Source organism: Nostoc foliaceum FACHB-393 (assembly GCF_014698505.1).
Classification (GTDB): Bacteria; Cyanobacteriota; Cyanobacteriia; order Cyanobacteriales; family Nostocaceae; genus Nostoc; species Nostoc foliaceum_A.
This window is the reverse complement of sequence record NZ_JACJTD010000046.1, coordinates 1-14,973: the sequence shown is the minus strand read 5'-3', so window position 1 is coordinate 14,973 and position 14,973 is coordinate 1. Positions and strand designations below refer to the sequence as shown.

13 protein-coding genes are annotated in these 14,973 nt (G+C 40.4%); 8 read left to right on the top strand and 5 right to left on the bottom strand.

Annotated elements, in window-relative coordinates:
• Window positions 1–3: 3 nt before the first annotated feature.
• Together H6G92_RS27650 and H6G92_RS27645 are read left to right on the top strand one after the other, a co-directional pair.
• Window positions 4–543: a DUF721 domain-containing protein gene (locus tag H6G92_RS27650; protein ID WP_190898620.1), complete on the top strand. Its 540-nt coding sequence runs from the start codon at window positions 4–6 to the stop codon at window positions 541–543.
• A 468-nt stretch (window positions 544–1,011) separates the two neighbouring features.
• The gene (locus tag H6G92_RS27645) at window positions 1,012–1,323 is read left to right on the top strand and encodes a hypothetical protein (protein ID WP_190898522.1); all 312 of its coding nucleotides are present in this window, start codon (window positions 1,012–1,014) and stop codon (window positions 1,321–1,323) included.
• A gap of 127 nt (window positions 1,324–1,450) precedes the next feature.
• Here the strand turns inward: H6G92_RS27645 and menB are convergent, their stop codons facing one another.
• Window positions 1,451–2,284: a 1,4-dihydroxy-2-naphthoyl-CoA synthase gene (menB, locus tag H6G92_RS27640; RefSeq protein ID WP_163936219.1), complete on the bottom strand. Its 834-nt coding sequence runs from the start codon at window positions 2,282–2,284 to the stop codon at window positions 1,451–1,453.
• A 141-nt stretch (window positions 2,285–2,425) separates the two neighbouring features.
• Here menB and H6G92_RS27635 point away from each other — a divergent pair, with 141 nt between their 5' ends.
• Complete coding sequence (locus H6G92_RS27635; protein WP_190898517.1) at window positions 2,426–3,298, top strand: Rpn family recombination-promoting nuclease/putative transposase; 873 nt, start codon at window positions 2,426–2,428, stop codon at window positions 3,296–3,298.
• A gap of 317 nt (window positions 3,299–3,615) precedes the next feature.
• On the opposite strand, the gene H6G92_RS27630 is transcribed toward H6G92_RS27635, so the two are convergent.
• Together H6G92_RS27630 and menD are read right to left on the bottom strand one after the other, a co-directional pair.
• Entirely contained in the window at window positions 3,616–4,059 is a 444-nt protein-coding gene (locus H6G92_RS27630; RefSeq protein WP_190898514.1) for a hypothetical protein, read from the bottom strand.
• A 301-nt stretch (window positions 4,060–4,360) separates the two neighbouring features.
• Window positions 4,361–6,121 carry a 2-succinyl-5-enolpyruvyl-6-hydroxy-3-cyclohexene-1-carboxylic-acid synthase gene (gene menD / locus H6G92_RS27625; protein WP_190898511.1) on the bottom strand — a complete coding sequence of 587 codons (1,761 nt, stop codon included), beginning with the start codon at window positions 6,119–6,121 and terminating at the stop codon, window positions 4,361–4,363.
• Between the two features lie 182 nt (window positions 6,122–6,303).
• On the opposite strand from menD, the gene folB reads away from it, so the two are divergent.
• The 3 genes from folB (at window position 6,304) to H6G92_RS27610 (ending at window position 9,464) form a co-directional block, all read left to right on the top strand.
• On the top strand, window positions 6,304–6,672 hold the full coding sequence (gene folB, locus H6G92_RS27620; protein ID WP_190898509.1) for a dihydroneopterin aldolase: 369 nt from the start codon (window positions 6,304–6,306) through the stop codon (window positions 6,670–6,672).
• 791 nt (window positions 6,673–7,463) lie between these two features.
• Complete coding sequence (locus tag H6G92_RS27615; protein WP_190898503.1) at window positions 7,464–8,747, top strand: GGDEF domain-containing response regulator; 1,284 nt, start codon at window positions 7,464–7,466, stop codon at window positions 8,745–8,747.
• Between the two features lie 156 nt (window positions 8,748–8,903).
• Entirely contained in the window at window positions 8,904–9,464 is a 561-nt protein-coding gene (locus H6G92_RS27610; protein ID WP_190898492.1) for a sugar O-acetyltransferase, read from the top strand.
• Between the two features lie 3 nt (window positions 9,465–9,467).
• Here H6G92_RS27610 and H6G92_RS27605 read toward each other — a convergent pair whose 3' ends face one another.
• Window positions 9,468–9,848 (bottom strand): calcium-binding protein, encoded by a 381-nt coding sequence (locus H6G92_RS27605; protein ID WP_190898490.1) that lies wholly within the window; start codon window positions 9,846–9,848, stop codon window positions 9,468–9,470.
• 582 nt (window positions 9,849–10,430) lie between these two features.
• On the bottom strand, window positions 10,431–11,414 hold the full coding sequence (locus H6G92_RS27600; RefSeq protein WP_190898488.1) for a DUF1517 domain-containing protein: 984 nt from the start codon (window positions 11,412–11,414) through the stop codon (window positions 10,431–10,433).
• An 859-nt stretch (window positions 11,415–12,273) separates the two neighbouring features.
• Between H6G92_RS27600 and H6G92_RS27595 the strand changes: the two genes are divergently transcribed.
• A complete protein-coding gene (locus H6G92_RS27595; protein WP_190898487.1) occupies window positions 12,274–13,491 on the top strand; it encodes a glycosyltransferase family 4 protein in 1,218 nt (405 codons plus the stop codon).
• Between the two features lie 302 nt (window positions 13,492–13,793).
• A complete protein-coding gene (iscB, locus tag H6G92_RS27590; protein ID WP_190898483.1) occupies window positions 13,794–14,891 on the top strand; it encodes an RNA-guided endonuclease IscB in 1,098 nt (365 codons plus the stop codon).
• Window positions 14,892–14,973 lie beyond the last annotated feature (82 nt).

Sequence of the window (14,973 nt, the reverse complement as noted above, 5' to 3'; positions counted from 1 at the left end):
ATGATGTCGTTGAAATCAATTAATGATATTTTAGGCGTTCTAGAAAAGCAGGCCAAATGGCAGGAGCAACCATTTCAACGCCTGCTCAAGTTTTGGCCAGAAGTTGTTGGCCCAGTGGTTGCCGCAAATACTCGACCATTATCGATTCAGCGCGATGTTTTGTCGGTAGCAACTTCTAGTGCTGCTTGGGCGCAAAACCTGACTTTTGGCCGCTCGTCTCTGCTTTTAAAGTTGAATAAAAACCTGCCAACACCTTTGGTTGATATTCGCTTCTCTACTGCTAACTGGCAGAATCCATCGGTGGAGAGAAAACAGCAACAAACGATTTCGCCTCATGAGCATCCCAGTTACCTTGGTGATGAGATTAGCCGCCCTGATGTTACACCCACTAAGGATGTAAATGCTGCTTTTGGACATTGGACAAAGATCATGCGATCGCGATCGCATGGCTTACCCCTTTGTCCCCAGTGTCAATCTCCCACCCCGCCCGGCGAACTCCAGCGTTGGGAAGTCTGTTCTGTCTGTGCGGCTAAACAGTTTTGAAGGGAATCAGTCCTAACCTAGATTAAAAGCTAAATAGTTTAGCGATTATTCGTTGAGCAGAATTTATCCTAAAGTAACTTGTTACTGCTACACAAAATAGTTCTGATTCTTAAGAAAAAATGTATTTCACTGCTAAAATATGCCTAACGTGGTATCAAAAGCAGACAATTTATCTGAAATTATCTGCCTTAAGCTATCCTTAAGGAGGAAGTTAAAAGGCTAGAGAAATCAAAAGCTTAGGTTTTAGTCTTGATCCCTAATAAGTTTTAGCCAATATCTATAGGCAACCACTCTAAGCATTATTTAAAAATATAACAAGAATATAAAAATATCCTAAAGTTTATTTTTTCGTCGGGATCGCTGAAACCTATAGAAAACAATGGCTTTTTGGCTTTTATCCGTCTTTATATATAGAAGCAAAATATAAGGATGAAATTCAGCCGGCAACGGCACTAAAGATGAATCCAAATGAAACCCATTAAATTTTTAGCATCTGCCTGTAGATATTGCCGTCATTACCAGCCAGAGGGTCGCCGTGGCGGAACATGCCAGCAATTGGGAGCACCAGTTCAAGCAACTTGGAAGGCTTGCTCTTTGGCACTCCCGCCTTTTGCACCTTCTTGGGAAACCTTGGAAGATGCTTGGAGTTTGCCAGATGCAGCCCCAGTTTTAACATCATCTCACTCCTTAGCCTCAGATTTAGACAATGCTGTTGCCCCTGTAGAGGAAATAGCTGCCTCTGTATCTGAACAGGTAAAGAATAAAGCAGTGGTTATTTAGTCATCCATTATTACTGAACTGATTTTGTAGTTTGCTTAAGATAAGATTTGTTTTTAAGATTTTTAGTGCTGTAAACGTTGACATCTACAAAAATCGCACCCTTTAGTGAGGTGCGATTTTTGCAGTTTTAAGGTAACCAAGGAAAAGAGCGGAAATCTGGTGGCCGCTTTTCGAGAAACGCTTGTTTGCCCTCAGACCCCTCTTCTGTCATGTAATAGAGTAGGGTGGCATTGCCAGCGAGTTCTTGTAAACCAGCTTGTCCGTCACAATCAGCGTTGAATGCGGCTTTGAGACATCGAATTGCGATCGGACTTTTTTCTAAAATCTCCTGCGCCCATTGAATACCTTCCGCTTCTAGTTGTTCGACTGGGACGACGCAATTAATTAAGCCCATTTCTAGCGCTTGTTGTGCATCATATTGGCGGCACAGAAACCAAATTTCTCTAGCTTTTTTTTGCCCGACGATGCGGGCGAGATAGCTGGCTCCAAAACCACCGTCGAAACTGCCTACTTTGGGGCCAGTCTGTCCGAAAATGGCGTTATCAGCAGCGATGGTAAGGTCACAAATTAAGTGTAGGACATGTCCACCACCGATCGCATATCCAGCTACTAAGGCAATTACCACTTTCGGCATGGAGCGAATCAGGCGTTGTAAGTCCAACACATTCAAGCGAGGGATGCCAGTGTCATCCACATAACCCGCATGTCCCCGCACACTTTGATCACCACCAGAACAGAAAGCATATTTGCCATCAGTGTGTGGGCCATAACCAGTAAATAAGACAACTCCAATAGTAGTATCTTCACGAGCATTACAGAAAGCGTCATACAGTTCAAAGACTGTTTCAGGACGGAAAGCATTGCGTTTATGGGGACGGTTGATGGTGATTTTTGCAATGCCATCGGTTTTTTGATACAGGATGTCTTCGTAGGTTTTGGCAGTTTGCCAGTTAATTTGCATTGGTATGGAGTGCGGTGTTGTGCTTGAGAATTTTATCGCGGACGCAGGGACATGCGATACCTGCGGTGGGCTACGCCTACGCTAAAATTCGTGTCTCAAGCCTTTACAATCTGGTAATTGTCTGGGTGTTGAGGAATAAAAATGCGACGTGACACCATCTTCTATAAATTATTTAAGCAATTTCCCGGTTTGCTATTTGAATTAGTAGATGAACCACCCCCAGAAGCGGAAAACTACCAGTTTGAATCAGTTGAAGTAAAAGAAACCGCGTTTCGGATTGATGGAGTGTTTTTACCTCCCGATAATGCAGTTTCCAAAACCGTCTTTTTTGCAGAAGTGCAGTTTCAGAAGGACGAAGACTTATATCACCGCTTCTTTAGCGAATTGTTTTTGTTTCTCTACCGCAACTCGATTCGTTACGATGACTGGTTTGGAGTCATAATTTTTGCTTCTCGCAGTCTCGAACCTTCTTCCTCTTCGATTCACCGCGCTTTGTTAGAAAGTGGCCAAGTCAGGCGGGTTTATCTGGATGAGTTGGGGGATTTGCGAGAACAACCTTTGGGATTGGGTTTGATGTTGCTGACAAATGTTACTTCTGAAACCGAAGCAGTTGAAGGGGCGCGGTTTTTGCTGGAGCAAGCACGGCAACAATCGGAGCAAGCGATAATTGATTTAGTGACGACGATTATCGTCTACAAGTTTTCTAACCTAAGTCGAGAGGAGATTGCAACGATGTTGGGACTGAATTTGGAAGAACCACGGGCTATTCTGGAAGCGAAGGAAGAAGGGCGAGAAGAAGGAAAGGTTGAAGGAAGAGAGGAAGGAAAGGTTGAAGGAGAAAGAGCGATCGTTTTACGACTATTAAATCGGCGTGTGGGTAATATTCCTGATGCGCTTCTGTCCCAGATTCAAGAGTTATCGGTGGAACAGTTGGAAGCTTTAGGTGATGCTTTGTTGGATTTCTCTACTCTTACTGATTTGGAAGGGTGGTTACAAGATCAACCAAGAGGGTAAATCTCACGCAAAGGAGAAGGGCGATACCTGCGGTGGGCTACGCCTACGCACTCCGTAAAATAATGATGGCTACAAATAAAGTTTCTCGAAGTGAAGAAACATTTGCAGACACGCGGGTATATCAGAAGCAGTGGAAGAAGTGCGATCACTCCTCCTGCGACTGTTAAAACGAATATTTAGTGGAATTGCTTAAGAAGGTTGTTGGAATTGAGATTGCGATCGTGGGCTTGGAAAGGTGGTTACAAAGAAAAACTTTGAGTTGTTCAAGACTTACAAACTCAAAAGGCTCAGAGAGTGCTTGTAATTCCAAATATATACTATTTTATGTCTCTATAAATTTTTAATATACGCTGTGCAAGTACTATACTTTCTTTATTGTCTATGTTAAATAAAAATAATTGTAGCTTATCTGCTATGTCAGCCACGTTGCCCAGTAAAGCTAATTTGATGTAACAAAGGTACATAAGTGGTACATTATAAGAAGTAAAACCATAGTTTGGATAATCGCTGTCGTTAATCCATTTTTCAGTGAACTTTATAATTTTATTTTTATGTTTCTCTAAATCTTTTTTTATTTCATCGAGGGTAGATAAACCTACAACATTTAGTCGCTTGATTAAAAGTGAGTAGTCTTCTCCTTGAGTATTATAAAGTGATGTTTCTATTTTTTTAGATATAATTTCACTTATTTCTCTGACTAAAGATTCTGTTTGTATGAACTTACTTATTGAATGTAAATCAATCTCATTGTTAATTGGCATATAGGTTATGTAGCATTAATAATGCTTCTAAATTAGATAGACTTGGATAATATAATACTTTGCTAACAATTAGCATACTGTAATAAAACTGAAATTAGTTGACTATTAAATATTTAGCACTAAGCATTTTTACTTAAAATTTTTACCTAATTCTTATTTTTTACTCTTTACCAAGCAATATTTAGTAATTTGCATTAGCTATCAAAACGTTTGTGGCAAAGTTTTTTTAACTTAAGTTCCGCAAGTATTTCACTCAATCGCTATATTTCATCCTTCTATTTAGCAACACATAATGAGGTACTTAAATTACAATATCTGCGCCAAAATTTCTCAAATTCTCTTGTCGCCACTTAGCATCTAGTTTCCGATTTGTCTGCACCTCCAAAACCCGAATACCTTTAGTTGGAAGCGGGTTTAATCTTTGCTGTAACTGCTCCCAAGAATTAATCAATTCATGCTGCACATTATAAGTAGCACACAACTGAGCAAAATCAATATCTTGGGGAGTGCCAAAAAACTCTTCAAATGGTGGATCAAATTTGGCAATGGGTAACATTTCAAAAATTCCACCGCCATTGTTGTTGATTAATACAATCGTGAGATGTCCGATAAACTTATTGCGGATTAAAAAACCATTGGTATCATGCAACAGCGCTAAATCTCCCGTTAACATCACACTACTTTGCTGTCGATGGGCAATTCCTAAAGCTGTGGACAATGTTCCATCTATACCATTTGCACCCCGGTTAAAGTGCGATCGCACTCCTAAATTATTCGGTTTCCAGAAATATTCCACATCCCGCACAGGCATACTATTGGCAATAAACAGAGGCGTTCCTGGCGGTAAAATCTGAGAAATTAACCAAGCTGCTTTACTCTCAATGACTTCATCTATTTTCCCCATTGTCTGGTCAACAATTAACCTGACTTGAGCTTCCGCATCACACCATTGCTGCACATATTTTGAGGATAAAGATAAATTTCCCTCCTCCACCTTTATATCTTCTACAGATATTCGTAAATGCGTCGTTCTCCCGTGCAAAGGGTCGAGGTTTTGATGGCTGGGGTCAATTACCCAGCGTCGCGGTTGCGTTGCATCTATCCAGGTACGCAGTTCTTTACTCGTAGGCATTTCACCAACCTGAATCACCATTTCGGGTGCTAGCTGCTTTGCTAGTTGCTGATTTCGCAAAATCAGGTCATAAGTGGAAATCAAATAAGGGTTGAGTTCGGCGTAATTTCTGACTGGGGAGAGTCCCTCAGCTAGCACGGGCCATTTGAGAGTTTGGGAAAGTTGCGCGATCGCTCTACAATATTCTTCTGGTTGCTGCGGTTGGGCAACACCTGCAATAATAATGCCGCGATCGCATTCCTTCCATTCTTGGGGAATAGGGAATCGGGAATTGGGAATATGGAATGGGGTATTGCTTGTTATTCCTGCAAAGAAGTCTTCTGGGTGAAACTGTGATTGCAAATAGCTCAAGTCACTTCCATCAGGAACAGGTGCTAAGGGATCGCGAAAGGGAATATTCAAATGTACTGGCCCCTTTGTAGGAGTTTGCGCCCTTTCCCAGCTATGAATTACCGTTTGTCGCAGGTAAGCTAGCATTCCCATATCGGCGGAGGGTAAGGCTAACTCTGTTTGCCAATTTGGGTAGTTTCCATATAATCTCAATTGATCCACAGTTTGCCCAGAGTGACAATCTCGCAATTCTGGTGGTCTATCGGTGGTCAATATCAACAGTGGTACACCACTATATGAGGCTTCAATTACTGCTGAATAAAAGTTAGCTCCTGCTGTACCAGAGGTGCAAACAATTACCACAGGCCGTCCGGTTGCTTTAGCTTGTCCCAATGCAAAAAACGCGGCGGAACGTTCATCAAGAATGGAAATCGCTTCAATCTCAGGTGCTTGTTGAGCAAAAGCGATCGCTAACGGTGTAGAGCGCGATCCAGGACAAATAATGGCACAAGTCAATCCCAACCGCTTTAGTGTCTCTGTTAAGATATAACCCCAAAGTTGATTAACATTCCTATAGGCGATCGGCATTAAATCAAACATAGCTATAAAACAATCTTAAATTTTAGATTTTGTCTAGGGAAATTCAATTTAAAATCCATCTGGGAAAGTTTGACAAATGCGGAGATGGAACCCAACACCGCCACGCGAGTTTGTGGGAAAGAAAATCTCCAAGCAAACTGACTCCACTTTCTACAAAATGCACAATTTGCTCTCAAACTTTTATGGACTGCATTCATTTAACAGGAATTCGCGGCTATGGCTACACTGGTTATCTGCCAGAAGAACAGGTTCTAGGACAATGGTTTGAGGTGGATGTGAAGTTATGGTTGGATATCTCCACAGCGGCCAAGACTGACGCGATCGAAGACACTTTAGATTATCGCAGCGTCATTAGCTTGATACAACATCTGATCAAAACGTCTAAGTTTGCTTTGGTGGAGAAATTGGTAGCAACGATCGCAGATTCTATTCTCCAAGAGTGCGATCGTGTAACAAAAGTCCAAGTCATTCTGAGTAAACCTGCTGCACCTATTCCAGACTTTGGCGGCAAAATTAGCATTGAACTTACTAAAAGTAAGTCCAATATCTAAAGTGTTTTTTCTATCCATAAGCTAGCAAAGAGAGGGGGTTTCCGTGGAGTGTGGAAGTATCTCACAAAGAGAATATTTTCTGCCATAGCCCCCAGCATCGGCTCATACCCGAAACACTAAAAAATTCCGTGATCTGCTGATGAGCATTTAACTTGCATATTTTTAGAGCACAGGATTTGTGATTACTGATTAATCAAGAAGTGATAAATAGCTCTAAATAATACCATTTCACTCGCCATTCAAAATTTAAGACAGTTTCAGACGGGAATTTCAACCCCGACTGAGACAAAAACAATTTGTAGACAAAACGGTATTAAACTCTTTAATTGCAGATAATGTTTAATTTTTAGCAGTATTCTAGCAAATGGATACTATTATGTTACATACAACGCACTATATTAATTTTTTCAACTTAGATCAACGTAGGATGTTGTGATTTGTTCACAATTTATTCTTGATTAATTTTTACATAAATACTATACTTAATATTTATTTTATTCAGAAAAATTATTACTTTTTTGAAAATAACTTTTTGATTGCTAGTAATTACATGGTAATTTGATACGGATGTTAATAACATGATATTAACTGCATAAGCTAATTATAATTAGCTTTTACAAACACAGAAATTATTACAGGTTAATAACATGAGGCTATTTAATCATTAGTCAGTATTTATATCAAGTAAGAAGACAGAGTAGTTAGAGATTGTTTATGATAAGATAATGAATTTTAGATCGAGTTGACACTGACAACAAAAATCTGAACCTTAGCAAACAGGTTGTTTTACCATGTTCGCCCGCAAAATCCTAGTTGTTGAGGATGAAAAAATCCTAGCTTCAAATATTAGAAAGAGTTTACAAAAATTAGGCTATTCTGTTTCAGAAACAACTAAGTCTGGTGAAGAAGCAATAAAAAAGGTAGCAGAAACTCTTCCACATTTAGTATTAATTGATATATGCCTAGCTGGGGAAATTGACGGTGTACACGTAGCCGATATTATCCAAAATCAGTTCCATGTGCCTGTAGTGTATCTAACAGACTGTTTAGAATATAAACCATTACATAAAAATCAACTAAGTGAGCCTTTTAGTTATATAGTTAAACCATTTATTGAAAGTGATTTACATTTTGCAATTGAAATGGCTTTGTACAAACATCAGAGCAAAAAAATATTATACGAAGAAAAACAGAGGCTGGCAGCAATTATTAACAGTATGGGCTGTGCAGTGATTGTGACCTATGCAAATGGTCGTATTGAAATGATGAATCCTACAGCAGAAATAATCACTGGTTGGAAGCAAAGTGAAGCGTTTGGTAAAGATTTAGTAGAAGTCGTTAACTTAGTTGACAAAGATGTAGGAGAAACAATTGAAAGTTTAGCCACACATGTAATCGAAGCAGGTGAAATTTTGAATTTCCCAGAAAACAGTACACTGATTACCAAAGATGGCAAAGAAATAGCGATTGGAGATAATGTTGCACCCATCCGCGATCAAAATGGCAATATTACTGGCGCTGTTTTAGTTTTTCAAGACATCACCAAACGCAAGGAGACAGAGGCACAACTGATCCGTAATGCGTTTTATGATGGGCTGACAGCATTACCTAATCGTGTTTTATTTTTGGATCGGCTCAGACAAACAATTGAGCGTAGCAAACGCAGAAGCGATTATTATTTTGCAGTTTTATTTTTGGATTTAGATGGCTTTAAAGAGATTAACGATCGCTTTGGGCATGGAACAGGGGATGATTTTTTAGTAGCGATCGCTAGACGTTTAGAGTCGTGCTTACGCAGTGGCGATACTGTCGCACGATTTGGTGGTGACGAGTTTACTGTCCTTTTGGAAGATATAAAAGACATTACCGACGCTACCAATGTTGCTAAACGTATTCAAGACTCCTTGCAATTGCCAGTTAACCTAAATGGATATCAATTATCTACTACAGCTAGCATTGGTATTACTTGGAATTTTAGTAATTATGAGGAGCCTGCAACTCTGCTACGGGATGCTGATATTGCTATGTACCGAGCTAAACGGGATGGAAAAGCTACTTATGCCATATTTAGTTAATTAGTTTTTTCTGTTACCGCTTCAATCAAATTACTCTGATTTTCTTGACAATTATCTGGAATTTTGATTTATAGCGATTTTTATATGGATGGAATATACTACTCTAGCCGCTACTAATGTGTATCCTACACAACCAAGGAGCTACATAAGTCTGTTATGGAAAAAACCGAAAAACAGAAAATGCTCGCAGGCGAATTATATCTAGCAGAAGATCCAGAATTGGCTGCCGAAAATAAGCGAGCTAGTCGTCTGTTGCGAAGCTACAATTCTACAACCGAAGAGCAGCAAGAGCAACGGCAGCAAATTTTGCAAGAATTATTTGGAAGGATAGGACACAAATCATCAATTGTGCCACCTTTTCACTGTGACTATGGCAGTAATATTTTCGCTGGCGACAGATTGTATATGAACTATGGCTGTGTAATTTTAGACTGCAATCCAGTTCATATTGGTGAAAATGTCTTATGCGCTCCTTATGTACAAATTTATACAGCGTATCACCCGACAGAGCCGGAAATTCGTCTTTCTGGGAGAGAATTAGCTGCCCCAATTAACATTGGTAATAATGTCTGGATTGGTGGCAGTGCAATTATTTGTCCCGGTGTAACTATTGGTGATAACACAACCATTGGTGCTGGCAGTGTAGTTGTCAAAGATATACCTGAGAATGTTGTCGCTGCGGGTAATCCTTGCCGCGTCATTCGATATTTATCCTAAAATTTAAAACTTATATCCTCTGGCAATCCAATAGAGCCAGTCTGCGATCGCTTCTTCAGTTTCGCTGTCAGCATCAATGGCTGCTATTTCAGATAACTTTGCAGAATATACATCATCATCCTTACCGTTAATATAAGCCACTTCTACAAACATATCTTTTAAGCACTCATCATCTGGGGCCATTCCCAGCACTTCGACTTGTTTCTCCTCGGCAGAAGCTGATTTGCGTCCCTTCTTAGTCCATTTAGCCACAAAGGGAAAATTCAGAACCTCTTCGAGGTAGTAGTACCAACCCATAGCCCGGTCTTCTTTGTCTTCAGCATCTACAATGATCTCTGTTTTAATGCGATGCTCTCGGTTTTCGTCGAGTTCAACACTAGGCATAAGATAACGCTTTGCGTATAATGCATTTTGATGATACTACCAAAGTCACTCGCTTCGCTCGAATTAAAAATTCAAAATTTAAAATTCAAAATTCAATCCCACGACTTAAGCAGTGGACTTGGAACAAGGACGCCTTGCGCCGCACTTCTCTACGAGACGCTGCCGCGAACGTGCCTCTACGCTAACGCGCTATGCGTCTCGGAGCAATTCTTTTTTAAAGTAAGCTCTGTATCCCACAACTAAAGTTTCTAAGTAATTTTCCATTTTTAATTGTTTTGTCAAGACTTAAGAATAATTTTTCTAAAATATAGTTAAGTCAATACCTTTCGGTTAAGGGGGAAAGGGGAAGGGGAAAAAGTAGAAGAAAACCTTTAACCCTTACCCTTTAACCTTTTCCCAAAACCAGATTACAAGTTAAAAATGCTTAACCGAACAGTATTGATAGTTAAGTATATCTAAGCTCTACAAAAACCGCCTGTCATTGACAAGCGGTTTTCTAGTTATTGCCCTCAGGGGGGAATTTAATTTTTGGGCCAATATCTCAGGTTTTTCTTAGCGCTTTAGCGCGAAATTTCTTAGCGATTAAACAAGTCTCAAATCAGGATAATTTGCCAACACATCATCAGATGTCAAGGTATCATTTTCAGCTTGCGGAGTCCAAAGAACTTCAATTGCCAAAAGTTTCTCGCTGGGGATACTACCAATTTGCCGCAAAGCTTGACGCAAATCATCAGCACTGTTAATTGCTGTTGGAATTTCAAACTTACCTAATGTTGCCGCCAGTAAGGTGACGATGATGTATTCGCCAGGGCCTTCAGTAAATAGGCGGGTGGGGTTGTCGAGTTCACCAGCCGGGGGTAAAGCATCTTTGGCAAGGGCTGCTCTTAGCTGGTTGTTGACGTTAGAAAGAGTTTCTTCGTTAAACTTGCTGCGTTCTGCCAGTGACAGCCGATTAAACTGACTTTCAGCTGAATTTAAACTGGCTTGTTGAGTTCCACCACCTGCATATACAAAGTATTCGGGATGGCGGAGTAAAGCTAGACTGGCTTCTTGGAGAATTTCTGCTCTCCCCTCTGGGGTGTTAGTATCAGCAGTTTCAGCAATGTGGTTGAGTTCATTTTGCAATTCGCGGGCTTGAGCTAACAAACCTACTTGCAAACGAGTTACAGAAACAGAGGGATTGCTGCTGTATCCTACATCTTCACTTTCACCGCTAGAGACGCGGCGGAAAGTTTGCACTAAGAAATTAGCGATCGCAAAGAAAATTAAGATGCTAAATAGACCACCAAATCCTCCTCCAATACCCCAGAAGGGAATTAGGAAGGGAAAGCCAAAGCCACCACCAAAACCACCACCAGGATAGTATCCGCCCCCGCCAGGAGGTGCATAGGTGCGCGGTGTATAGGTGCGGCTGGAAGGTGCTCTAAATGAGCCACCGCCGATCCGACCTCCACTGCGGGCCGCTAATGCTCCATCAGCGTGACTAAAAGCCAAAGTCAACACCAGTCCTAGGGCTAAGAAGGTTTTTAACAGCGGTTTGATGGTTTGTTGTAGTTTTTTACGCATAATACAATCGCTTGGAAAACTGAATTATTTATGAATTCTCCCCATGCTGGTAGGAGTGTTGCGATCTGTCGCTAACGCCAGCCCTTAATTAGTAAGCTTTGTAGCATTCACGTAGCATTCACTTTTAAAGGCTACATATTCAATTTACCGCGTCTCATCCTGGGTAGGTAGCGATCGCAGGGGGGATTTCTCGACTGGGGAACCGTACCTTAAGATATGTTTACAATTACAGAAAGGTGCGATTGGGTAATTATTGTTACTTCTTACACTAGTACTTCCAGACCACAGTCTTGGATCATACAGATTATTTTAATTTTTAATGATTATTTTGACTAATTTTTTAATAATTACCTTACTTATTTGATCGCAAGGTGGGAGGATATTTTTAAATCATCACAGCATTTATTACATCTGGCGGCTTTGGATTTACTTATACGTAGCAGGCTAGAAAGTCTCTGTGATGCTTGTCAGTAAGAGCAGTCAGCCACTAGATAGCTATCCAATATGTATCCAATTTTTTGGCATTTTGGCACAACATTCAAGAGGATTCAGGATATTCTATTGAACGTAGCTAAATTTCGTAATTTTCCCAACAGTTGTGCACTGAGAAATTTGGCTACAAGTGCTAATTTTTATTTATTGTTCATCATGCACAGAAATTCTCAATTAGTGAGAAATTTGTAGCAAAAATAAAATCAACACAATAAAAAAACAATCTTCTTGGCTAATCTTTTAAAATAGCCTTCCAATTTGTCTACCACATTCGTTTTAAAAGAAATAAAATAAGAATTATGGCTTTGAAACTAATCCTAATTGTAGATAAATTCAAATTATTTGAAGTAAAGTTATCAGCTTTATTATGGAACATATTTCTCAACTAACAGCCGAAATCAGAGACAAAGCTGCATACCCAGATATCCTAGTCATATCCCGGATATTCCTGCCGAAAGAAGCTGTAATTGGGGAATATATCTACAATCGCTGTCTCCAAGATCCAGAACGAGTTATTGTGCTGGCGGCTAGTTGCTCAGGAGATAAAGTATTTGATGAAGGTCAACAGTTTCCCGTGTATCGCTGGTTTTATCCTAGATACTGGCGTAGTGGCTGTGTGGGAAGTATCCTGAAGCCTTTGATAAATATTGTCTGCTCATTTGTCCTAGCAATCAAACTCTATTTTCGCTATCACTATCGTTATATAGAGTGGGGTCACGGCTATGACTTTCCTTCACTGTTACTATTGAGCTATCTCTTACCTATTCGCTTTTTTATCTATCTGCACGGCAATGATCTTCATTGTACTTTACACAATCCCGTGCTGCGATCGCTATTTAAATTAACACTCAAACGAGCCGAAGGTATTGTTTGTAACAGTTCTTATACACGAGACTATCTCAGAACTGCTTTCCGATTAGATACTCCTACCCACGTCATTAACCCAATAATCAGACCAGAAAAATTTGGTAATAATGTAGCGAGTCCCAGTAGCCTTGATGATTTACGTGTTCGCGTGCGTCAGGCTTACAATATTCCCGAAACAGCGATAGTTATTCTTTCAGTAGGGAAGCTAGTAAAACATAAAGGTTTCGACCAAATAATTGATAACATCCCACTATTGCTAACTTTTGGGGTCGATGTCCACTATATAATCTGCGGTCAAGGGCCAAGTGAATCGGAACTGAAATCTTTGGCCCATCGTTTGCGGGTAGATAAGCGCGTCCATTTTGTCGGGTATGTGCCAGAGCGAGAATTAGCAGGTTATTATGCAGCTTGTGACATATTTGCTATGCTGACGTTATTGGATACTAAGCCTAATAGTATGGAGGGTTTTGGTATGGTTTACTTAGAAGCAAGTTACTTCGGTAAGCCTGTAATTGCCCCTCGCTTAGGCGGTGTTCTAGACACAGTTCAGCATGAAGAAAATGGGATACTGGTTAATCCCAATTCTGGTTATGAAGTGTTTCAAGCTTTCAATCGGTTGTGCAAAGACCAGCAACTACGTGAACAACTCGGTCGCAAAGGTAAAGAATTAGCCAAGCGTAGAACCCTTCATCGATCGCTTTACAAATCAGAGGGATGAAATAGCTTTGGAAACTAGCAAGATTGCAGTGTAGGATCTCGCTTGTGATTCTATTAATCTGCAGTAAACTACCCACCACCAATTGCTAAGAGCAATATGGTGGGGGCTTTAAAAGCCCAGAGTTTACCCGACTAAGTACCTTGAGTACTACGATTTCAAGGTCATCTCACCTACAAATACGCAGCCAGTTTGTAGCTCTGAGGTCAACGATTAAACAAGCATATTGGGTTGAAGCTAGTGTTGTTGGCGTAAAAAGCCTTTTAATCTTTGTCTAGGCTAACATTACCCGCAAGGAGGCACTTATGTGCAAAGTATTTGTTTTAGATACGGAAAAAAGACCATTAGACCCAATTCATTCAGCACAGGCTAGACAATTATTGCGAAACAAAAAAGCAGCAATCTATTGTCGATTCCCGTTCACCATCATCCTGAAAGAGTCACGTCCTTGCTCTCATGTGTCAGCACTTAGGTTAAAGATTGACCCTGGTGCAAAATTCACAGGAATTGCATTAGTTAACGATTCAAATGGAGAAGTTATATTTGCAGCAGAGTTAAAGCATAGAGGTTTTGCAATCAGAGACGCTTTAACATCTAGAAGACAATTAAGAAGAGGTAGACGCGCAAGGATTACTCGTTACAGACAACCGCGCTTTTTAAACAGAACTCGCACAGAGGGTTGGTTAGCACCGAGCTTACAAAGTCGGATTGAGAATATCAAAACTTGGGTTAATAAGTTACGCCGATTTGCATCGATTCAAGCTATCAGTCAAGAGCTAGTACGCTTCGATATGCAATTGATGCGAGATATAGATATTCAAGGTAACGAGTATCAACAGGGGACTCTCTCTGGCTATGAAACCCGTGAATACCTTCTTGAAAAGTGGAACAGACAATGCGCTTACTGTGGGGTAAAGGACGTTCCACTTCAGGTGGAACATATTCACCCACGGGCAAAAGGAGGTTCTAACTCAATCACCAACCTGACACTAAGTTGCGAAAAATGTAATACCAAAAAGGGGACTAAGGATATCAAGGATTTCCTTAAAAAAGAGCAGAGCAGGTTAGAGAAAATCCTTGCACAAGCTAAAAGACCATTAGCTGATGCCGCCGCAGTAAACACAACTCGATGGGCGTTGTTTAGAGTTTTAAAAGAAACAGGATTATCTATAGAAACAGGCTCAGGAGGTCTAACAAAGTTCAACAGAAGTCAACAGAAATTAGAAAAGACTCACTGGTTAGATGCTGCTTGTGTTGGGGTTGATATCCCAACACTCAACATTAAAGGCGTTAAACCATTGTTAATTACAGCTAACGGGCATGGGTCTAGGCAATCATGTCGCACAGATAAGTTTGGTTTTGTGCGATTCGTTCCCTACAAAGTGGAAGGCTTTGCAGCCTAAAACGAACTAGGGGCAAGGAAAACTAGCCTTTCGTATTGGCTAGAACAGAACCTTGACAACTTGGTTTCCATGCAGGCGAAAT